At 68.0% G+C, this 20,263-nt stretch carries 20 protein-coding genes; 12 read left to right on the top strand and 8 right to left on the bottom strand.

Annotated features, from left to right (window positions below):
* The first annotated feature begins 55 nt into the window (after positions 1-55).
* Entirely contained in the window at positions 56-634 is a 579-nt protein-coding gene (locus tag AC5LXK_RS27645; RefSeq protein ID WP_493391830.1) for a hypothetical protein, read from the top strand.
* A gap of 14 nt (positions 635-648) precedes the next feature.
* On the opposite strand, the gene AC5LXK_RS27640 is transcribed toward AC5LXK_RS27645, so the two are convergent.
* Together AC5LXK_RS27640 and AC5LXK_RS27635 are read right to left on the bottom strand one after the other, a co-directional pair.
* Entirely contained in the window at positions 649-1,362 is a 714-nt protein-coding gene (locus AC5LXK_RS27640) for a riboflavin synthase subunit alpha (RefSeq protein WP_493394073.1), read from the bottom strand.
* 196 nt (positions 1,363-1,558) lie between these two features.
* Positions 1,559-3,421 carry an ABC transporter ATP-binding protein gene (locus AC5LXK_RS27635; protein ID WP_493391829.1) on the bottom strand — a complete coding sequence of 621 codons (1,863 nt, stop codon included), beginning with the start codon at positions 3,419-3,421 and terminating at the stop codon, positions 1,559-1,561.
* A 486-nt stretch (positions 3,422-3,907) separates the two neighbouring features.
* Between AC5LXK_RS27635 and AC5LXK_RS27630 the strand changes: the two genes are divergently transcribed.
* Positions 3,908-4,789, top strand: a complete 882-nt coding sequence (locus AC5LXK_RS27630) for a Dyp-type peroxidase (protein WP_493391828.1) — start codon at positions 3,908-3,910, stop codon at positions 4,787-4,789.
* 97 nt (positions 4,790-4,886) lie between these two features.
* On the opposite strand, the gene AC5LXK_RS27625 is transcribed toward AC5LXK_RS27630, so the two are convergent.
* Together AC5LXK_RS27625 and AC5LXK_RS27620 are read right to left on the bottom strand one after the other, a co-directional pair.
* Positions 4,887-5,288 (bottom strand): OsmC family protein, encoded by a 402-nt coding sequence (locus AC5LXK_RS27625; protein WP_493391827.1) that lies wholly within the window; start codon positions 5,286-5,288, stop codon positions 4,887-4,889.
* A 97-nt stretch (positions 5,289-5,385) separates the two neighbouring features.
* Entirely contained in the window at positions 5,386-6,309 is a 924-nt protein-coding gene (locus AC5LXK_RS27620) for a LysR family transcriptional regulator (protein ID WP_493391826.1), read from the bottom strand.
* Between the two features lie 464 nt (positions 6,310-6,773).
* Here AC5LXK_RS27620 and AC5LXK_RS27615 point away from each other — a divergent pair, with 464 nt between their 5' ends.
* The 6 genes from AC5LXK_RS27615 (at position 6,774) to AC5LXK_RS27590 (ending at position 12,770) form a co-directional block, all read left to right on the top strand.
* Positions 6,774-7,832 carry a helix-turn-helix domain-containing protein gene (locus AC5LXK_RS27615; RefSeq protein WP_493391825.1) on the top strand — a complete coding sequence of 353 codons (1,059 nt, stop codon included), beginning with the start codon at positions 6,774-6,776 and terminating at the stop codon, positions 7,830-7,832.
* Positions 7,781-9,097 (top strand): Nramp family divalent metal transporter, encoded by a 1,317-nt coding sequence (locus AC5LXK_RS27610; RefSeq protein ID WP_493391824.1) that lies wholly within the window; start codon positions 7,781-7,783, stop codon positions 9,095-9,097. The genes AC5LXK_RS27615 and AC5LXK_RS27610 overlap by 52 nt, the downstream gene beginning before the upstream one ends.
* 80 nt (positions 9,098-9,177) lie before the next feature.
* Positions 9,178-9,768 (top strand): phosphatase PAP2 family protein, encoded by a 591-nt coding sequence (locus AC5LXK_RS27605; RefSeq protein WP_493391823.1) that lies wholly within the window; start codon positions 9,178-9,180, stop codon positions 9,766-9,768.
* Between the two features lie 442 nt (positions 9,769-10,210).
* Positions 10,211-10,999 carry an SDR family oxidoreductase gene (locus AC5LXK_RS27600; RefSeq protein ID WP_493391822.1) on the top strand — a complete coding sequence of 263 codons (789 nt, stop codon included), beginning with the start codon at positions 10,211-10,213 and terminating at the stop codon, positions 10,997-10,999.
* A 37-nt stretch (positions 11,000-11,036) separates the two neighbouring features.
* On the top strand, positions 11,037-12,053 hold the full coding sequence (locus tag AC5LXK_RS27595) for an NADP-dependent oxidoreductase (protein ID WP_493391821.1): 1,017 nt from the start codon (positions 11,037-11,039) through the stop codon (positions 12,051-12,053).
* 195 nt (positions 12,054-12,248) lie between these two features.
* On the top strand, positions 12,249-12,770 hold the full coding sequence (locus AC5LXK_RS27590) for a thioesterase (protein WP_493391820.1): 522 nt from the start codon (positions 12,249-12,251) through the stop codon (positions 12,768-12,770).
* A 66-nt stretch (positions 12,771-12,836) separates the two neighbouring features.
* On the opposite strand, the gene AC5LXK_RS27585 is transcribed toward AC5LXK_RS27590, so the two are convergent.
* The 4 genes from AC5LXK_RS27585 to AC5LXK_RS27570 all read right to left on the bottom strand — a co-directional run bounded on the left by AC5LXK_RS27585 (position 12,837) and on the right by AC5LXK_RS27570 (position 17,282).
* Positions 12,837-13,889: an AI-2E family transporter gene (locus AC5LXK_RS27585; RefSeq protein ID WP_493391819.1), complete on the bottom strand. Its 1,053-nt coding sequence runs from the start codon at positions 13,887-13,889 to the stop codon at positions 12,837-12,839.
* 236 nt (positions 13,890-14,125) lie between these two features.
* Complete coding sequence (locus AC5LXK_RS27580) at positions 14,126-14,710, bottom strand: BPSL1445 family SYLF domain-containing lipoprotein (protein WP_493391818.1); 585 nt, start codon at positions 14,708-14,710, stop codon at positions 14,126-14,128.
* A gap of 52 nt (positions 14,711-14,762) precedes the next feature.
* Positions 14,763-15,149, bottom strand: coding sequence for an ElaB/YgaM/YqjD family protein (locus AC5LXK_RS27575; RefSeq protein WP_493391817.1), 387 nt, complete (start codon positions 15,147-15,149; stop codon positions 14,763-14,765).
* Positions 15,150-15,434: 285 nt separating this feature from the next.
* A complete protein-coding gene (locus AC5LXK_RS27570) occupies positions 15,435-17,282 on the bottom strand; it encodes an ExeM/NucH family extracellular endonuclease (protein ID WP_493391816.1) in 1,848 nt (615 codons plus the stop codon).
* 207 nt (positions 17,283-17,489) lie between these two features.
* Between AC5LXK_RS27570 and AC5LXK_RS27565 the strand changes: the two genes are divergently transcribed.
* The 4 genes from AC5LXK_RS27565 to AC5LXK_RS27550 all read left to right on the top strand — a co-directional run bounded on the left by AC5LXK_RS27565 (position 17,490) and on the right by AC5LXK_RS27550 (position 20,108).
* The gene (locus tag AC5LXK_RS27565) at positions 17,490-17,843 is read left to right on the top strand and encodes a YciI family protein (protein ID WP_493391815.1); all 354 of its coding nucleotides are present in this window, start codon (positions 17,490-17,492) and stop codon (positions 17,841-17,843) included.
* Between the two features lie 125 nt (positions 17,844-17,968).
* Complete coding sequence (locus AC5LXK_RS27560; RefSeq protein WP_493391814.1) at positions 17,969-18,388, top strand: YciI family protein; 420 nt, start codon at positions 17,969-17,971, stop codon at positions 18,386-18,388.
* A gap of 38 nt (positions 18,389-18,426) precedes the next feature.
* Entirely contained in the window at positions 18,427-18,843 is a 417-nt protein-coding gene (locus AC5LXK_RS27555; protein WP_493391813.1) for a VOC family protein, read from the top strand.
* A complete protein-coding gene (locus AC5LXK_RS27550) occupies positions 18,840-20,108 on the top strand; it encodes an RNA polymerase sigma factor (protein ID WP_493391812.1) in 1,269 nt (422 codons plus the stop codon). Before AC5LXK_RS27555 ends, AC5LXK_RS27550 begins: the two co-directional genes overlap by 4 nt.
* The last annotated feature ends 155 nt before the right edge of the window (positions 20,109-20,263 follow it).

Here is a 20,263-nt window from a genome sequence, read left to right as displayed (position 1 = left end):
TCGATCGCGGTGGTGTCCTGCGATACCCGGGGCGTTCCAACAGGGGAGAAATTCGATGACGCTGGACGACTTCCTGATCGAAGCGAAGCGCCTTGCCAGGCCGTGCCATGCGTATCGCTTCGCGGACGATGGAGAGCCCGTCACCGGCTACTGGCACGGCGTCGATGCCGACGCGTTATGCATTTCCGTCGAGCGCGACGGCGCATGGCTGAACGTGTATCTCGATGACAGCGGCACGTCGGGCCGCGTGGAGACGGCCACGCAACCCGTCCGCTCCGATCATCCGCTGTGCCGGTCCGACGCCACGTCGCTCCCGCCGGTCGACGCGGTGTTCCGCTTCGGCTCCGCCGCGCTCGACGCCTACCTCGATGCCCACGGCTGGCAGCGCGACTGGGGATTCAACGGCAACTTCAAGGGCGTCGCCGCGCACGACTACGCGCGTGAATGGATGACGCAATGCCCGCTCTACACGGGTGGCGTGGTGGCCGTCGCGGGCGGGTGGAACATGGCCTGGCCCGACGACGACGAACCGGACGATCGCGAGCTTGTCCTGTGGACGTTCGAGGAATCGGAGCCGTGGGTCGAGGTGTTTTCCGACGGGAGCCGGTACGCGGTGATCCAGAGGATCACCTAGCCCGCCGGCATCCGTTACTTTTTCGGCAGGCGAGCGACGTTGCGCGCCAGCAGTTCCTCGATGTCGATGCCCTTTTCCGCCAGCAGCGCGGTGACGACGCCGGTCAGTTCGCCGAGCGTTTCCTTGACCGATTCCCGGATCGTATCCACGACCACCTGGGTGCTGCGCTCGATCTCGATGTTGACCTTGTCGTTGACGCCTTTCGCTTCGAAGGTCGTCGCGCGCCGGGTTTCGGGAATCAGCCAGATATCGAACCAGCCTTCGTCGCGATTGATGTCGGACACCGTCAGGCTGCAGCCGTTGATCGCGATATAGCCCTTTGCGAACACGTACCGTTTGAAGTCGTCCGGCACGCCGATGCGCACCATCCGGTTGTGTTCGGATTCCGCGATGTGGCGGATCGTCCCCGTGAAGTCGACATGGCCGGACAGCGGATGCCCGCCGATCTCCGCACCGTCCTTCGCGGCCCGCTCCACGTTGATGCGGGCGCCCGCTTCGAGGTCGGCCAGCGTGGTGATCCGCAGGCTCTGCAGCATCACGTCGAAGTCGATCAGCTCGGGCGAATGGATGGTCGTCACGGTCAGGCAGACGCCGTCGACGGACACGCTGGCGCCGATCTCGATCTCGTCGGTGAACCGCTCCGGGAATTCGATGCTGAACGTTCTCAGTTCCCCGTGATCCGCGATGGCCTTGATGACGCCAACACCCTGAACAATGCCTGTAAACATGATCGATCCCTTGTCGCAAATTTCCTGACCGACATGATAAGTGATCCCGGAAGCGGAGGCGCCGCGGCGCGCGCAAGGGGCGGGCGGCGAACGTGTCGCGCGGACGAAAAAAAGGCCGTGCACGCGGCACGGCCTCGGTCCGGATCCGGTTGTCGGCACGGCCCGGCGGCGCTGACCCCGCCACCGGGCGCGTACATCAGGCTTCCGCCGGCTCCCCCAGCGGCCCGGCTTCGTCATCCGCCATGCGCCGCGGCGAATCGGCGAGCCCCTTCGCGAGCTCCAGCGCCTGCCGCTCGAACAGGCGGCGGTAGATGCCGCCGTCGATGCGGATCAGCGCGTCGTGGTTGCCTTCCTCGATCACCTTGCCGCGATCGAGCACGAGCAGCCGGTCGAGCGCGCGCACGGTCGACAGCCGGTGCGCGACCACGAGCGTCGTGCGGCCGACCATCAGCCGCTCCATCGCCTGCTGGATCAGCAGCTCGCTTTCGCTGTCGAGGCTCGACGTCGCTTCGTCGAGGATCAGGATCGGCGCATCGGCGAGGAACGCCCGCGCGATCGCGACGCGCTGGCGCTCGCCGCCCGACAGCTTGATCCCGCGTTCGCCGACGAGCGTGTCATAGCCGTCCGGCAGCGCGACGATGAAGTCGTGCGCGCTGGCCAGTCGCGCGGCGCGCTCGATGTCGGCGCGGCTCGCGTCGGGGCGTGCATACGCGATGTTCTCCGCGAGCGTGCGGTGGAACAGCACGGGCTCCTGCTGGACGATCGCGATCTGGCCGCGCAGCGAATCCTGCTGGACGCGCGCGATGTCCTGGCCGTCGATCGTGATGCGGCCGCCCGACACGTCGTACAGGCGCTGGATCAGCTTGATGAACGTCGTCTTGCCCGACCCGGAGTGGCCGACGAGGCCCACGCGCTCGCCGGGGGCGATCCGCATCGAGAAATCGTCGTACAACGGCACCGGATGGTTGCCGTAGCGGAACGTCACGTGCTCGAAGCGGATCTCGCCTTGTCCGATCCGGATCGCCGGTGCGCCGGGACGATCGTCGATGCCGAGCGGCTGGCGCTCGAGCGCGACGAGCTCTTCCATGTCGTTCACCGAGCGCTGCAGGTTGCGGATGTGCATGCCGACGTCGCGCAGGTAACCCTGCAGCATGAAGAACATCGTCAGCGCGAACGCGATGTCGCCCACGCTCGCCTCGTCGTTCGCCCACAGCCGCAGCGCAACGCCGATCATCGCGGCCTGCATCGCGACGAGCATCGCGCCCTGCAACCCGCCGTTGAACGTGCCGCGCACCCACGTGCGGCGCGTGCGCTGCCGCCACTTGGCGATCACGCGCGCAAGCCGAGTTTCCTCGCGCGTTTCCGCGCCGAACGCCTTGACGACCGCGTTGCAGCTCACGGCGTCGGCGAGCGCGCCGCCCATGCGCGTATCCCACAGGTTGCCGAGCCGCGCGGCCGGCGCGACGATGCCGAGCGATACCGCGACCGTCACCGAGATGTACAGCAGCGAACCCGCGCCGACGACGAGCCCCATCACGGGCCAGTGCGAGCCGAGCAGCGCGGTGGCGCCGACCAGCATCGTGACCGACGGCAGCAGCGCGATCAGCACGGTGTCGTTGAGCAGGTCGAGCGCCCAGATCCCGCGCGTGATCTTGCGTACGGTCGAACCCGCGAAGCTGTTCGCGTGCCAGTCGGTCGAGAAACGCTGCACGCGGTGGAACGACGCGGCGGCGATCTCGCTCATCATCTTCAGCGTGAGCGTGATGATGTTCAGGTAGACGCCTTGCCGCAGCACGGTCGCGCCGATGCCGAGCGCGGCAAGCGTGCCGAACGCGACGAGGGCCGCATGCCAGCCGGCGGCGCGGTCGGTGAGGCCGGTCGACAGCGCGTCGATCAGGCGGCCGGCGAACAGCGGCGTGAGGACGTCGGCGAGCGCGGCGAGCAGCGCGAAGCCCGCGACCGTGGCGGTACGCGCCGGCTGCTTGCGCCAGTAACGGATGGTGAAGCCGAAGACGGCCTGGAATGCGTGGCCGCCCAGATGGGTGGTTTTTCTGGTCATGTATCGTTGCCCGGCGCATCGCGCGACGGGACTTTCCGGTTCGGAGAACGTCGAAAACGCAACAGCCGGGCCGCGCGAAAAACGCGGGCGGAACGAAACGGGCTGTCGGGAAAAGCGCGGCTGACGGGTCAGCGGAAAACTCGGGAGCCTGCGCGGACGGCGGGCTGGATCAGCTGCGCCGTGGGACCACGTTCGGGAAGGTTGCTGGCATTCGGAACATCTGCACCTCCCTGAAGTGTGTAAGCGGTTGAAAAGACGCCGAAAAGACGTGTAAAGATTCTATCAGTAGTGCCGCGCGCGCTGCAACGTCTGACGAATGCGACGTTGCGGCGTCGATACGGTTAGTATTCAGGGCTTTGGCCCCTTTTCGCGAGCGTGGCGCGCTGGCGGGCCCGGGCCGGCGCGCGCATCGATTACACTGCGGCGTCCGCGGTGCGCGCCGAAGCGGCCCGTACAGATTCACCCCGAACCATTCCTGAGGAAACGATGAGCGACGTTCAGCAAGGCATCCTGGCTCCGATCGACACGGCGGCCCGATACCTCACTTTCACGATGTCGAATGACGGCAATGCGGCAGCGGCGCTGGCCGCGCTGCGCGAGATCGTCGACGGGCGCGACACGGTCGTCGGTTTCGGACAGGCGCTGGCGGCACACCTCGGGCGCCCGGTTCCGGGCCTGACCGAGTACCCGGCATTCGCGGTGAAGGACCGCACGCTGCCGGCGACGCCGGCCGACGTGTGGATCTGGCTGCGCGCCGACGACCGCGGCGAGATCGTGCTGCGTGCGCGGGCGATCGAACGGGCGCTCGCGCCGGCGTTCGTGCTGCAGGATGCCGTCGACGGTTTCCGCTATTCGAACGATCGCGACCTGTCCGGCTACGAGGACGGCACCGAGAACCCGGAGGGCGACGACGCGGTGGCCGCGGCGATCGTGACGGGGCAGGGCGCGGGGCTCGATGGTGCGAGCTTCGTCGCGGTGCAGCAATGGCTGCACGACTTCGACCAGATGGAGCGCATTCCGTCGGGCGACATGGACAACATCATCGGGCGCCGCCGCTCGGACAACGAGGAGCTCGACGACGCGCCCGAGTTTGCGCACGTGAAGCGCACCGCGCAGGAAAGCTTCGAACCCGAGGCGTTCATGCTGCGCCGTTCGTCGCCGTGGTCGGATGCGCGCCGTGCGGGCCTTTACTTCGTCGCGTTCGGCTGCTCGTTCCGCGCATTCGACGTGCAGATGCGCCGGATGAGCGGTGCGGAAGACGGGATCGTCGACGGCCTGTTCCGCTTCACGCGGCCGCTGGGGGGCGCGTATTTCTGGTGCCCGCCGATGAAGGGCGGCAAGCTGGATCTGTCCGCGCTCGGACTGTAAGCGCCACGCGGAATCGATGAACGGGCGGGTCGCGCATCGTGCGCGGCCCGCCCGTTCTGCATTGCAGGCGACGATCGCGTGCCGCTTGCCGTCCATATCAGTTCAACGTCGTTTCGATCCGCGTGCCGCGCTTGATGAACTGCGTCACCGGCGTCTTCTCGCAGATTTCCGCGAGACGCTGGCGTTGCGCGTCGTCGAGCGGGCCGTCGAGCGTCACGACCCGGCGCACGTATTGCACGCCTTCGTGATCCGCATGCAGCTCGGTGCGCACGGCGATGCGCGTGGCCGGCCACGTCTTGCGCTGCATGACCATGCGCAGCGTCGCGGCCGTGCATTGCGCGAGCCCGGCCAGCACGAATTCGTACGGGGCCGGCCCGCGATCCTGGCCGCCTTCGCGCGGCGCTTCGTCGCCGGTCAGCGCGTGCGTGCCGGCCTGCAGCTGGACGACGTAATCGGGCGCGTCGGCATCGAGGACGGCTGCGGCATGGATGAGCGACATGGCAAGTCTCCGGTGAGAAGAAAAAGAAAGCGGGCGCCGCGCGGCGGCGTGCAGCCGTCAGCATACCGTCCCGGTTGCGACGGCGCGCGCCGTGACGCTACGCGTCGGCGATGCCGGCGCTGCTGCGCACGAGTGCGGCGATGCGTTCGCGTACCCACTGGTGCGCGCGATCGGTGTCGCGCGATTCGTGCCAGTACGCGAGCAGCGGGAACGGCTTGAGCCGCAACGGCAGCGGCAGCACGACGATCGGCAGCAGCGCGGCCATCCGCACCGCATAGGTCTGCGGCAGCGTGACCAGCAGGTCGCCGGTCGCGGCGATCTGGCACGCGGCGAAATAGTGCTGGCAGGTGAGCCGGATGTCGCGGAAGCGGCCGTCGTTGCCGAGCAGCACGTCGAGCGATTGCGGCTCGCCGAGCGACGACACCGCGATATGCTGCGCCGCGAAATAGTCGCCGCGCCGCAGCGGGTCGCGTGCGAGCGGATGATCGCGGCGCAGTGCGACGACGAGCGAATCGTCGAGCAGGTGTTCGGTGGCGATGCGCGGGCCCGTCTGCACGCGACGGTCGACGACGAGATCGATGTTGCCCGACGCGAGTTCGCGCTCGAGGTCCGGTACCGCGACGCGGCGGCTCACGAGTCGCAGGCCCGGCGCTTCGTCGGCGAACGCGGCGACGATCCGCGGCAAGGCAATCGATTCGAGCACGTCGCGAATACCCACCGCGATGCTCAGGTCGAGCGTCGCGGGATCGAATGCCGACGGATCGCGCACGGTGCCTTGCAGCCCCTTCAGGTGCACCTGCACGTCGGCGATGATCGAACGCGTGCGTTCGGTCGGCACGACACGATTGCCTTGCCGCACGAACAGCGGATCCTCGAAATGCGCGCGCAGCCGGTTGAGCGCATGCGTGACGGCCGGCTGCGTGAGATGCAGTGCGCGCGCGGCCGCGCCGATGCCGCCATGCACGTAGATGGCGTCGAGCACGCGAAACAGGTTCAGGTCGAGACGATGATCGGCGGGCACGGAGCGCGGAGGGCGAGGTAAGGGACGGCTCGATTCTAAAGGATGCGCAGGCAACGGATGCGCCGGTGGTCGCGCGCCGCAATCGTGTGCGGTCGATGCGCATCGGGATCGATCGAACCGATAGGCGAAACGCAATCGATCGGGCACGTCGTGACGCAAGACGGCTGCAACAATCGGCTGCATCACGCATGCGATTCTGTGCTGGCCTGCCGGTGGCCGCCGACAGCCTGTAGTAATCCGCCATCATGCTGTCCACGTCGGCCATTTCACGCCAAAGGCGCGACCCGTTCGGCTAAGATGCCGTCGCTTCATATTTCGGGATAGCCGTCCTGTCGCACGCATTCAAACCAAATATAAGCCTGACAGTTCGACGGTATTAGAAGAAGTCGAACAAGTCGGGGGCTTGGCCAGTGAATGCAGCAGATCAGAGGTGGGTCGTTATCTATTTGAGTACGGGGTTTTCGTTGGCACAGGCCGCGCGTCTTGGCGAGGCCTTCAACCTGGCGAATCGCCTGCATGCGTACAGTGCGGATTACCAGCTGAAGTACGTATCCGAAAGCGGAGGACTGTTGCAGTCGTCGTCCGGCGTGAGGATCGCAGCGGATCCGCTCGGCGACGAGCACGGCCGGCGCGCGCTCGCGTTCTTTCATCTTCATGGTGATCGCGCGGCCGTCAACTGGGACGACGCGTTGCAGCGTCGCCTGACCGACATTCGGCATCATGCGCGGTGGATCGTCGACGCGATGGACCTGCCCGCACTCGCGGCCACGCAGCGGCCGTCGACGGCACTCGACGTGCGGCCCGGCCGGCGTCGTGCCGCCGCGGCGGTCGAGCTGCAGGCCGGCGAGACCGACGTGTTCGCCGCCGCGCTTGACATGTTCCGCGCCGACCTGGGCGACAGTGCCGCGCAGGAGATCGCCTGCAACATGATGCGGCCGGTCGAACAGCGCTATGCACAGTCGATGTGGGCGTTTCGCGAACTGAGCGCGAGCCCGTCGATCAGGATGTCCGCGCAGCGGCTGCGTGCGCAGAGCGTGAACCGCATCTCGATCGCGAATGCCGCGCAGGCGGCCGCGATGAGCGAGCGCAATTTCCTGCGCCGCTTCAAGAAGGAAATCGGCGTGACGCCGACCGAGTTCGTCCAGCACGTGCGGCTCGAGCGCGCGTGCCACATGCTGATCCATACGACGCTGCCGGCCGACAAGGTCGCGCGGCGCACCGGGTTCGGCAGCGGCGAGCGGCTCGCGAAGCTGTTTCGCCAGCGCCTTCTGATATCGCCGACCGAATTTCGCGTGTCCGAGCGGGAAAAGATCTTCTCGCACGGCACGGTATCGGCCGATACGGACGCGGGGCGCGCCGCCGCATGTTGCGACGGCGACGGGGCAGGTTGCGACGCCTGCGTGGCCGAGCGCGGAAAAACGGGACGGATACCCGTAGAATCGTCCTGTCGCGATCTCGATTCCCGGTTTTCATGCCCTTCCTCCCCACTACCGCCACCGCCCCTTTCTGCCCGTCGGAAGTAAAGGGCAGCATCACGATCGATGCCGGCGCACCGCGCTGGCAGAAGCTCAAGCGCTTCTTCGGCCCCGGCCTGCTGGTCGCGATCGGCTACATGGATCCCGGCAACTGGGCGACCGACATCCAGGCCGGTTCGCAGTTCGGCTATTCGCTGCTGTGGGTCGTCGCGTTCTCGAGCCTCGCGGCGATCTTCCTGCAGATGCTCGCCGCGCGGCTCGGCCTCGTCGCGGGCAAGGATCTCGCGCAGGCCAGCTACGATCGCTACGGCCGGTTCGGCCGCATCGTGCAGTGGGTGACCGCCGAAGTGTCGATCATCGCGTGCGACATCGCGGAAGTCCTCGGCTGCGCGCTCGCGTTCAAGCTGCTGCTCGGCGTGCCGCTCGCGTGGGGGATCGTGCTGACCGCGCTCGACACCGTGATCGTGCTCGGCCTGCAGGGCAAGGGCTTCCGGCAGATCGAGGCGATCGTGCTCGGGCTGATCGCGACGATGGCGTTCTGCTTCGTCGCGCAGGTGGCGATCACGCCGCCCGACTGGCATGCGGTGGTCGGCGGCCTCGTGCCGGGCGACCCCGGCCACGACCGCAAGGACGCGATCGTGCTCGCGCTCGGCATCGTCGGCGCGACGATCATGCCGCACAACCTGTACCTGCATTCGTCGGTCGTGCAGACGCGGCGTGTCGTCGGCGGTGCGCGCGGCATGATCCGCGATACGCTCGCGCTGGTGCGCATCGATACCTTCGTGTCGCTGTTCGTCGCGATGCTCGTCAACGCCGCCATCCTGATCGTGGCGGGCGCGGCGTTTCATGCGACCGGCCAGCACAACGTGACCGACATCGAGCAGGCCTACAAGCTGATTACGCCGATCGCGGGCGGGGCGGCCGCGCTGCTGTTCGGCATCGCGCTGCTCGCGTCGGGGCAGAGCTCGACGCTGACCGGCACGATCGCCGGCCAGGTGATCATGGACGGCTTCCTGCATACGAAGATCCCGTGCTACCAGCGCCGGTTGATCACGCGCGGGCTCGCGCTCGTGCCGGCGCTGATCGGCGTGCTGTGGCTCGGCGACGGCTCGGTCGGGCAACTGCTCGTATGGAGCCAGGTGCTGCTGAGCCTGCAGCTGCCGTTCGCGATGTGGCCGCTGATCCGCTCGGTCAGCGATCGCAACACGATGGGCGAGCATGCGATCGGGCGCGGGATGCGGGTTGCCGCGTGGGCGCTGTTCGTCGTCATTACCGGCACCAACCTGCTGTTGATTACCGGTGTCGCGGGCTGATACAGCCTGTCACAGGCTGACACAGATGCCGTGCGCGCATACGGTAAACTGCGGCCTTTCCATCGTCTTCGAAGTCCGTTATGTGGGGTGAAATCAGCAACATCGGCGATGCCGCGCTGACCTTGCCGATCGCGCTGACGTGCGCGGCCTGGCTGGCGCTGACCGACTGGCGTCTCGCCGCCCGCTGGGGCGTGCTGCTCGCCGCCGGCATGGGCCTCGTCGGCGCCACGAAGATTCTCTATGCCGGGTGCGGCATCGAGCTTCCGCAATTCGATTTCCGCGTGATCAGCGGCCATACGATGCTGTCGACGTCGGTGTGGACCGTTGCGCTGTCGATGCTGTGGCAGGCGTTCCGGCCGGGCAAGGCGCCCGGCATCGCGGCCGGGCTGGCGGTCGGCGCGATCACGGCCGTCGCGCGCGTGTTCGATCACTCGCATACCGTGCCGGAAGTCGTCGTCGGCTGGATGCTCGGCGCGCTGGTCGCACTGATGTTCCTGCGCGGCTACGACGGCGCGCGGCAGCGTGCGTTCTCGCCGCGTGTGGCGGCAGTCTGCCTGCTGCTCGTGTCGGGCATCGCGTACGGGCACCGTGCGCCGTTCCAGCAGATGATCGACACGCATTCGCCGCAGTTCTGCGCGTTCGTGCGTGCGCCGTCGGGCGACGGATTCTGACGGTTGCCGACGGCGGCGGCCTCGACGCCGCCTTCTTGCCGCCGGCATTCTGCCGGCGGTTGCACGATTCCCTCCCGTTCATCTTCCCGATCGCTTCCGCGCCTGCGCGGTCGGCAATCCCCGTCGTCACCCTGAGTCGACGGGCCGGCCGGCTCGTCCGATCGCCCGCGCCGGCTCAAGCCATGAAAGATGGTTATGACCGGGCATAACGAATATTCATTTCATCGATTGGCATCAATCGCGTACGCTGGCTGTCGTTCGACCGGGGCCGGCTGTCCGGCCTGTCCGGCGCGTGTCGCATTCATCTCGATATACTCGCGGAAACCGTAGCGTGCATCCCGGCGCCGATGCGCCGGCAACCTGCCTGCGTTGACCGCGATACGTACGGAACCCCCGTCGCTGCCGCGGTGCGCGACGACGATTCACGACAGGAGCAAGTCACATGACAGCCGTTTCCCCGCGCCTCGCAGGCAAGTGCGCATACATCACGGGCGCCGCAGGCGGCCTCGGCCGCGCGATCGCGCGCCGGATGGTCGAGCAGGGCGCGCGCGTGTTCGTGACCGACATCGCCGAAGCGGCGGTGCTCGACGCGTTCGCGCAGGAACTCAACGCGGGCCACGCGACGCCGGTGGCGTTCGCCGCGACGCAGGACGTGCGTGACGAAGCGCGCTGGCAGGCGCTGCTCGCACAGGCGGTCGACGCGATGGGCGGGCTGTCGGTGCTCGTCAACAATGCGGGCGTCGGCTCGATCGGCTCGCCCGCGCAGATCGAGCTGGACGAATGGCGGCGCGTGATGGCGATCAACGTCGAGAGCATCGTGCTCGGCTGCAAGCATGCGCTGTCGTATCTTGCCGAGAGCCATCCCGCGTCGATCATCAACATCTCGTCGGTCGCCGCGTTCAAGGTCGAGCCGGATTTCACCGCGTACAACGCGTCGAAGGCGGCGGTTGCGTCGCTGACGAAGTCGGTCGCGATCGACTGCGCGCGCCGGGAGATCGACGTGCGCTGCAACTCGATTCACCCGGCGTTCATTCGCACGGGGATCGTCGAGCCGCTGTTCCAGTCGCTCGGCGAACGCGACGCGACGCGCAAGCTCGCGCGCGGCATTCCGCTGCGCCGGCTCGGCGAGCCGGACGACGTCGCGCATGCGGCCGTCTATCTCGCGTCCGACGAGAGCCGCTTCGTGACGGCCGCCGAACTCGTGATCGACGGCGGCATGTGCGCGGTCTGACGCGCATCCCGAACAACAACGACCGGAGGAGAACATCATGTCCACACCCGTGAACCGCCAGCTGCTGCTGAAGACGCGCCCCGAAGGCCGGGTCGGCCGCGAACACTTTTCGCTCGTCGAGACGCCGGTGCCGGCGCTCGCGGACGGCGAGGTGCTCGTGCGCGTGCTGTATCTGTCGATGGACCCGACCAACCGCGTGTGGATGAGCGACGTGCCGCAGTACCTGCCGCCCGTCGCGATCGGCGAGGTGATGCGCGCGCTCGGCATCGGGCGCGTGGTCGCATCGCGCCATCCGGGTTTCGCGGAAGGCGACCTCGTGCAGGGGCTCGTCGGCTGGCAGGACTACGCGGCCGTGCCGGCCGAGCAGGCCGCGCAGCTCGTGAAGCTGCCCGCGCAGTCGGGCCTGTCGCTGCCGACGCTGCTCGGCGCGTGCGGGATGAGCGGGCTGACCGCGTACTACGGGCTGACCGACATCGCGCCGGTGCAGCCGGGCGAAACGCTCGTCGTGTCGGCGGCGGCCGGATCGGTCGGCTCGATCGCCGGGCAGATCGGCAAGATCCATGGCGCGCGCGTGGTTGGTATCGCGGGCGGCGCGGACAAGTGCCGCTACCTGACCGAGACGCTCGGCTTCGACGCGGCCGTCGACTACAAGGCCGACGATTTCCGACAGCAGCTGAAGGCGGCCACGCCCGACGGCGTACACGTGAACTTCGAGAACGTCGGCGGCGAGGTGATGCGCGCGGTGCTGTCGCGGATGGTGATCGGCGGGCGCGTCGCGCTGTGCGGCGTGATCGCGAACTACAACAGCGGGCGCGCGGCCGACGACGTGGGCGTGCTGATCTCGAAGCGGCTGACGATGCGCGGCTTCCTGATCCTCGATTACCGCAAGAGCCGCGAAGCCGTGCAGACGCTTTCCGGCTGGCTGCGCGACGGCCGGCTGAAGGCCGAGGAAACCGTGGCCGACGGCCTCGAAAACGCACCCGACGTGCTGAATCGGCTGTTCGACGGCGACCATCGCGGCAAGCTCGTGCTGCGCGTCGATCCGGACGCGTAAGGGGCCGTGCGATGCCGGTCGCACCGTGCCGCGAGGCCGTGTCGATGGCCGTGAGTTCGATCAATCGGGCCGCAGTTTAGGACTTGTCCCATATATTGTCCGGGCCGCTCTCCCTAAAGTGAATGCCAGCAAACAGGCGGCGTGACCGACGTGTCACGCCGCCTGTTTTTCTGGTGACGCAGCAGAGGAGAGAGCATGCGAAACAACGCGAAGCGGGCGGTCTCGGTCACGGCAGTCGTGCGCAATCGGGCGACGCGAGGCGCCGGTGCCGTGCTGAGGATGGCGTGCTGTCTCGGTGTCGTGCTGGCGATGTCGAATGCGATGGCGGCCGGGCAGGCCAGGTCGGACGGCGTCGTGCACTTTGCGGGCGCGCTCGTCGCGCTCTACGACGTGACGCTCGATGCGCCGTCGGTTACACGCGTCGACGTGCGTGAGGCGGCCGGCGGCGGGGCGACGGCCACGCTCCGGTTCGATGCGCATGGACGGCGCTTGCCGGGCGCGCAGGTGATGCTGGTCGGGGCCGATGGCGAGCCGTTCGCGCCGGATGCCGCTGCGGGCATGCGTGCAACATGGCGCGATGCGCGCGACGGGCGCAGCGTGCCGCTGGCGTCGGGCCGTGTCCATCGCGTGGGCCCGTATGGCGGCGTGATGACGATTGCGGCGGACGAAGCAACGGGCGCCGTGGCGCCCGTGCTGATCAACATTCGTCATCCGTGACCGACGCATTCCGCAGAGGTGCGGATCGCCGTCGGCCGGGGGCGCGGCACACGGCCGCGCGAGGCGTCATTCGCCCTGTTCGGAGCGTGCGTAGATGTCCCAGCTCGCCATGAAGAGCGCGGCGACGAGCGGCCCGATCACGAAGCCGTTGATGCCGAACAGCGCCATCCCGCCGAGCGTCGAGATCAGCACGACCCAGTCGGGCATCTTCGTGTCCTTGCCGACGAGGATCGGGCGCAGCAGGTTGTCGACGAGGCCGATCACGCCGACGCAGAACGCGACGAGGATCACGCATTTCCAGATCGCGCCGATCGCGAGGAAGTAGAGCGCGGCCGGCACCCACACGAGGCTCGCGCCGATCGCCGGCAGCAGCGACAGGAACGCCATCAGCGCGCCCCACAGCACGACGCCCTCGATCCCGAGGATCCAGAAGATCAGCGCGCCGAGCGCACCCTGCACGAGCGCGACCGCGATGTTGCCTTTCACGGTCGCGCGCACGACCGTCGTGAATTTCGCGAGCAGCAGGTTCTTGTGCTCTTCGTCGAGCGGCAGCGCGCGGCGCACGCGGCGGCCGATCTCGCCGCCGTCGCGCAGCAGGAAGAACACCATGTACAGCATCACGCCGAAGCTCACGACGAACTGGAACGTGTTCTGGCCGATGCTGAGCGCCTGGGTGGCCGCGAACTGGCTGATCTGTGCGGCGCCGTCGGTCAGCTTCTTCTGGATGCCGGGGATGTTGGTCAGCCCGTATTTCTGCAGCAGGTGCTGGATCGACGTCGGCAGCGCGTGAATGATGTCCTGGAAGTACTGCGAATAGTTCGGCTGCGCGGTCTTGATTTCCTGGTACACGTACGCGATTTCCTGCACGAGCGTCGCTGCGACGAACACGAGCGGCAGGATCACGATCAGGATGATCAGCGACATCGTCACGAGCGCGGCCAGGTTGCGCCGCTTGCCGAAGCGTGCGGCGAGCCAGCGCTGCACGGGTTGGAACAGGATCGCGAGAATGGTGCCCCAGAACACGGCGCCGGAGAACGGCGCGAGGATCCAGCAGAGTCCGACGGTGACCGCGGCCAGCAGGAAATAGAAGAATTTTTGGTGATCGTGTCCGCTTTCCATGGATGGCGTTCGCGCAGATTGTTGCTTCGTTTGATTGAATGGCGTTGCCCGGGGCGCGATCGGCTCGCGAATGTCACGGGTTCGCGGCGGAACGCGGCGTGGAGCGGCCCGAACGGGAGTATGCCCGCAAAGGTGCCGCCATCATAGCCGCTGCGCAAGACACATGCGAAAACGCCGCGGCCGGGGCCGCGGCGCTGCCGGGAAGCGGACGCGGCGCAGGGCCGCGCGTCGCATCGTCAGATATTGAGCTTCGTGACCTTGGTGCCGTTCACCGACAGGTCGCCCATCAGGCCCGCGTTGGTCAGGACCAGCACTTCGACCGGTGCGGTGGCCGTGGTGGTGTCGACCGCACCGTTCGCGCCGACCTTCACGACCGCGACCGATGCGTCGGCGCCGGCGGCCCAGCCTTCGGACCTGCGGAACGAGTCGAGCGCATCCTGCGTCATGAACAGGAACACGATCGCCTTCGATTGCGCGCCGGCCTGCAGGCCGACCGACAGCGACGACGTGTTGTAGTAGCCGACGGTGCTGCCGCCGACGCGCAATGCGCCGTTGCCGGACTGGCCGCCGACGATGAAGCCGGCCTGCAGCACGTTCGGGAACACGAGCACGCCGCGCGATTTCGAGACGAGCTCACGCGAACCCGGCACCGTCGAATAGAGGCGCGACAGCGTTGCGTTCACGCTGGCGTCGATCGACTCGCGCTTCGACGCGCTGGCCGCGGCGCCTTCCGGTTTGTCGGGGGTGGTCGTGCAGCCGGCGAGTGCGAGACTGCCGAGCATCACGGCAGCGGCGGCCTTCATGGCGAGGGACTTCTGCATGGCGATTCTCCTTCGTTGTCTGATGGGATGACGGACGGGGCGGCGGCCCCGTTCAACGGCGGGAAAGGAGCAGGCCCGCAACGAACGCGAGGCCCGCGACGACGCCGGCGGTCTGCCAGGGGTTGTCGTGCACGGCCTGCGATACGCGCTCGGCCGAATCGCGCAGCCGGGCGGCCGCGCTGCCCGACGCATAGTCGAGCGCGCTGCGCGCTTCGTCCAGCCGCGATTGCACGCGCTTGCGCAGGGCGGCGACATCGCCATCGCCATCGTTTTTCAGCAGGTCTTCCAGTTCGTCGACCAGCCCGCGCAGATCGTCGGTCACGTCGGCATGCAGGTCGCGGGCGGCCGAGCGCGTCGTGCGCCCCACGCGCCGGCCGGTGCGACGGATGTCGGACAGGCCGCGGTCCAGCTTGTGTTCGATCGTGTCGGTAAGCGCCATGGTGTTTATCCTCCTTCGATTCAAGGCAAGTTTGAAGATAAGACGAATCCCAGCAACCAATGTGATTCACTTGACCCGATTGAGTTTCGAGAAAAATTTTCAATTCGTCGGCAGGATCGCCGCAAAGCCCCGTCATGCGGGGCCGTGCGGCGGTTGAAAAAATTTCTCAATCTGACGAAACGCGTGCAGCGAACCGGGGTACTGCGTGAATGTCCGGTAAATATGGCGGCGCGAGGGGTGTCAGGTAAATAGTGCCGTTGCAGGCGATGAGCTGATGCAAATGCACTAATCCACGGTGTGTCTGCGAGCAGGGTTCGTGCCCGCTGCTGGCACCGGGCCGCTGTCGTCCAGTGCGATGTCGATGACGACGGGATCGTGGTCCGACGAGCGATACGCGTCGGGTGCGTAATAAGACGCCCGGTGCGCGGCCGTTTTGTAATCGGGCACCGGTTGCAGCGCGACCGGTTCATCGGCATTGATATGCCAGATATGCACGGCCTTCACGCGTGCGGCGAGCGGTGGCGTGGCAAGTGCATGGTCGAGATTGCCGGCTTCGCCGCGAAATACGTAGCTGTACGCAGCATCGCCGGCGAAGCGGGCCACCAGGTTCTCGTAGCCGCGCGCTTCGAGCGTGCGGATCGGATCTTCCTTCGCATAACTGTTCAGATCGCCGATCAGCAGCACGCCGCCGGCCATCGCGCCGGTCGGCGATGCGGCGAGCCAGTCGGCGACCCGCGCGGCGGCGCGCGTGCGCGCCGCATTCCAGCAGCCCTGGCCGTCGGCCTGGTCGAGATCGGCGCCGCTCGCGCGAGGGCAATTCTTCGACTTCAGGTGATTGACCGCGACCGTGAACGCGCGCGTGCCGCCTGTGCGCCGGAACGTCTGCGCGAGCGGCGGGCGATGCCGGCCGCCGAGTGCGACGATGGCGGCGCGCCCGACCGGTTCGATCGTATGGCTGTCGTACAGCAGCGCGACCGCGATCGCGTCGCGGCCGAGCCGCGCGGTACCGGGGGCGACCACACGCCAGCGGTTACCGAGTTGCGCGGCGAGACGCTGTATCGCGCTCGCGTCGTCGTAGCCGTTGTTCGCGATTTCCATCAGCCCGATCACGTCGGCGCGCAGCGCACGCAGGGCCGCGACGATCTTCGCATCCTGTCGCGCGAATGCGGCCGGTGTGCGCGCACCGCGACTGGCCGGCGCGTCGAATCCGCCGCCCTGGCCGTCGCCGTTGAAATAGTTGAACACGTTGAACGACACGATGCGCACATCGGCAGCAGGGTGCCGGGCCGGTGCCGCGGTACGCGGGTTCGTGGCCGCATCGAACACGGGTACCGCGCCGGCAACGGGTTGCAGCCGCCATGCGCCATGGCGCAGCTCGAGCACGCCTTCGACGCCGCGCACCGTATAGCCCGCGCGCAGCGTATTGGCGGCGCTCAGCGCAGGCGGCGGATAGCGGACGGTCGCGGGGTGCGGGCGGCTCGAACCGTCGTCGAGCACGATGCGGTTGAGCGCGTTGGCCGCGGCATGCGCGGCGGCTTCGGCCGGCGGTGCGACGTGGGTCGGCATGCGCAGCCGGCCGTTGCTGAGGACGACGCTGCCGTAGCGGCCGAGTGTATAGGTATCGCTGACCGTCAGCGTTTGCGGCAGGCGAACCCGCATGCTTTCGTGCGCGGCCAGAACGGCCGGCGAGGCGACCGGCAGCATGAGCGTGGCCGGGGTGACCGTCTGCCCGCGTGCGCAGATGGCCATGCCGCCCGACAGCGTGAACTGCGTCCGGCCGTATTTCTCGTCGACCGTGCCGGTCAGATGCACGAGATCGCCCGCTTTCGCATGCGCGTTCGGCGCGTAGACGAACAGGCCTTCCGGGACGCCCGGCCTGCGCTGCCGTTGCGCATCGGCCTGCTGGACGAAGAAGCCGCCCAGGCCGCCGGGGCCGTCGAACGCCGCGGTGACGACCGCCTCGATCGAGGTCGTTTGCCCGGCCAGCGGCGACGGGCCGCCCGCGCGGCGGATCTCGGCAATCGCGGTGGCCGCGCCGCCGCAGCCCGTGCCGACCGGCAGTGCGGCCGCCGCCGGCCAGGCAAGGAGGGCAAGCGACGACACAACGGCAGGCAGCGGAAGCAGGCGTGACATGGGGCGGTCCACAGGCGGAAAATTCGACGGTTCGGGCCTGCATCCTGAAGGCAAAATGTCAGGCTGCGGGCGAATTGGCCGTCCGGCCATTGCCGTTCGGCCAACCATGCCGGCAAGCCGCAGCGCGGCTGTTACGCTTTCGCATCGGGTGTCGCGCGCAGCTCGTCCGGCGGGCGCCGCCGCACCCCGTTCCCACAGGAGAAATCCATGTCTTACATGCTGTTGATTGTCGAACCGACCGAACAGCGCGCCGAGCGCACGCTCGCCGAAGGTCAGGCGCTCTATGCGCGGATGGTCGATTTCGCCGAGACGCTGAAGGCGCGCGGCGTGCTGCGCGGTGTCGAATCGCTGGAGCGCGCCGAGCGCGGCACGCGCGTGCAGGTGCGCGACGGCGAGACACGCCTGCTCGACGGCCCGTTCGCGGAGGCGAAGGAGATGGTCGGCGGCTTCTTCCTCGTCGACGTCGACACGCGCGAAGAGGCGATCGAGATCGCGCGCCAGTGCCCGGCCGCGCAATGGTGCACGGTCGAGGTGCGCGCGGTCGGCCCGTGCTTCCTGTGAGCGTCGCGACTCGGTATTTACCCTGATCTGTCGTGGCGCGTGTCGAATCGGCCGCCGTCCGTCCGTCGTCCGGATAAGGCCCCGATGAACGGGCGCCGCTTTCCATCGACGACAAGGAGTGAACGATGCGATTCATGATCATGATCCGGTCCAACGCCGTCAGCGAATCCGATGCGTTGCCGGACAACCGGCTGGTCGAAGCCATGACCGTCTATCACGAGGAACTGGCCAAAGCCGGCGTGCTGCTCGACGCGAACGGGCTGCGCTCCAGCGCGCAAGGCTGGCGGGTGCGCTACACGGGCGGCAAGGGCACGGTGGTCGACGGCCCGTTCGCCGAAACGAAGGAGCTGATCGCCGGCTATACGCTGATCCAGGTGCGGTCGCGCGACGAGGCGCTCGAATGGACGCGCCGGTTTCCCGCGCCGTTCGGCGCCGAGATGGATTGCGAGATCGAGGTGCGGCCGCTGTTCGAGCTCGACGATCTGACGCCGAGCGACGCGGTCGAGCGGTTCCGCGATCTCCACGTCGGCCGTACCAGCAACTGAATGTCCACCTGAATCCAATCTCACCGGGAGCACCCGTCATGCACAAGATGGTTTTCATCAACCTGCCCGTGGCCGATCTGCCGCGCTCGAAGGCGTTCTACCAGGCACTCGGCTTTGAGGTCGTGCCGGAGTACACCAACGACCAGGCCGCCTGCATCAAGATCGGCGACACGATTTTCGCGATGCTGCTCGTGCGGCCGTTTTTCCAGAACTTCACCGGCAAGACCATCGTCGATCCGGCGACCCACGTGCAGGCGCTGTCGTGCCTGTCGTGCGACAGCCGCGCCGAAGTCGACACGATCGTCGCGAAAGCGCTGGCGGCCGGCGGCTCCGCGCCGCAAGCGCCGCGCGAGTACCCGAACATGTACGGCCACGGGTTCGACGATCCGGACGGCCACGCATGGGAGCTGATGGCCATGCCGCTGGATGCGTCCGCCCAGGGGCAGGCGTCGTGACGCATGAGGCGACCCACCGTGCGATCGAAGCGGTCTGGCGGATCGAGGCGCCGAAGATCATCGCGCGCGCCGCGCGGGTGGTGCGCGACGTCGGCGTGGCCGAGGAGCTGGCGCAGGACACGCTCGTCGCGGCGCTCGAGCACTGGCCCGCCGAAGGCGTGCCAGACAATCCGGCCGCCTGGCTGATGACGGCCGTGAAGCGTCGGGCGCTCGACCGGGTGCGGCAGGAGTCGCTCCATGCAGCGAAGCGCGACCAGCTCGGCCACGAGATGGACGCGCTGGAAGCGCATGTCGTCCCCGACATCGCGGATGCGCTCGCCGATGCGAGCGACGACGACATCGGCGACGATCTGCTGCGGCTGATCTTCACGTCGTGCCACCCGGTGCTGTCGACCGATGCGCGCGTCGCGCTGACGCTGCGGCTGCTCGGCGGCCTGACGACGGGCGAGATCGCGCGCGCGTTCCTGACGCCGGAGCCGACGATCGCGCAGCGGATCGTGCGCGCGAAGCGCACGCTCGCCGCGGCGCACGTGCCGTTCGAGGTGCCGGCCGCCGATGCGCGGCCGGCCCGGCTCGCGTCGGTGCTCGAAGTGATCTACCTGGTATTCAACGAAGGCCATGCGGCGACCGCCGGCGACGACTGGACGCGCCCGGCGCTGTGCGACGAGGCGTTGCGGCTCGGCCGCGTGCTGGCCGGGCTCGCGCCGGACGAAAGTGAAGTGCTCGGGCTCGTCGCGTTGATGGAACTGCAGGCGTCGCGCATGCATGCGCGCACCGATGCGCAGGGCCGGCCGGTGCTGCTGCTCGACCAGGATCGCAGCCGTTGGGATCCGCTGCTGATCCGGCGCGGCCTCGCGGCGCTGGAGCGGGCGACGAAGCTCGGCGGCGTGCGCGGCCCGTATGCGCTGCAGGCCGCACTGGCGGCCTGCCATGCGCGTGCGCGGCAGGCCTCGGATACCGACTGGGCGCAGATCGTCGCGTTGTATGACGCGCTCGCCGAAGTCGCGCCGTCGCCCGTTGTCGAGCTGAATCGCGCGGTGGCGGTGGGGATGGCGTTCGGTCCGGCCGCGGCGCTCGAACTCGTCGATGTGCTGCGCGACGATCCCGCGCTCGCGCGCTATCACTGGCTGCCGAGCGTGCGCGGCGACCTGCTGGCGAAGCTTGGCCGCACCGACGAGGCCCGGCTGGAGTTCCGCCGCGCGGCCGAACTGACGCGCAACGAGCGCGAGCGCGAGTTGCTGCTCGGGCGCGCAACGGGCGCATGACACCCGGCGGATGACGCGCGCAAGCGCGCGGCGCGGCACGGCATGCCGAGCCCGCTTTCATGCCCGTTTCCGCCGCCCGCACCGGACACTATCGCGCGCATTGAAAAAGCCTATTGGGGGATGCGAACGCGAGCGCCTAGATTGGAGAGCACGAT

The organism is Burkholderia pulmonis, assembly GCF_984667975.1.
The sequence above is the reverse complement of the archived record's forward strand: the minus strand, read 5'-3'. Positions and strand labels throughout refer to the sequence as shown.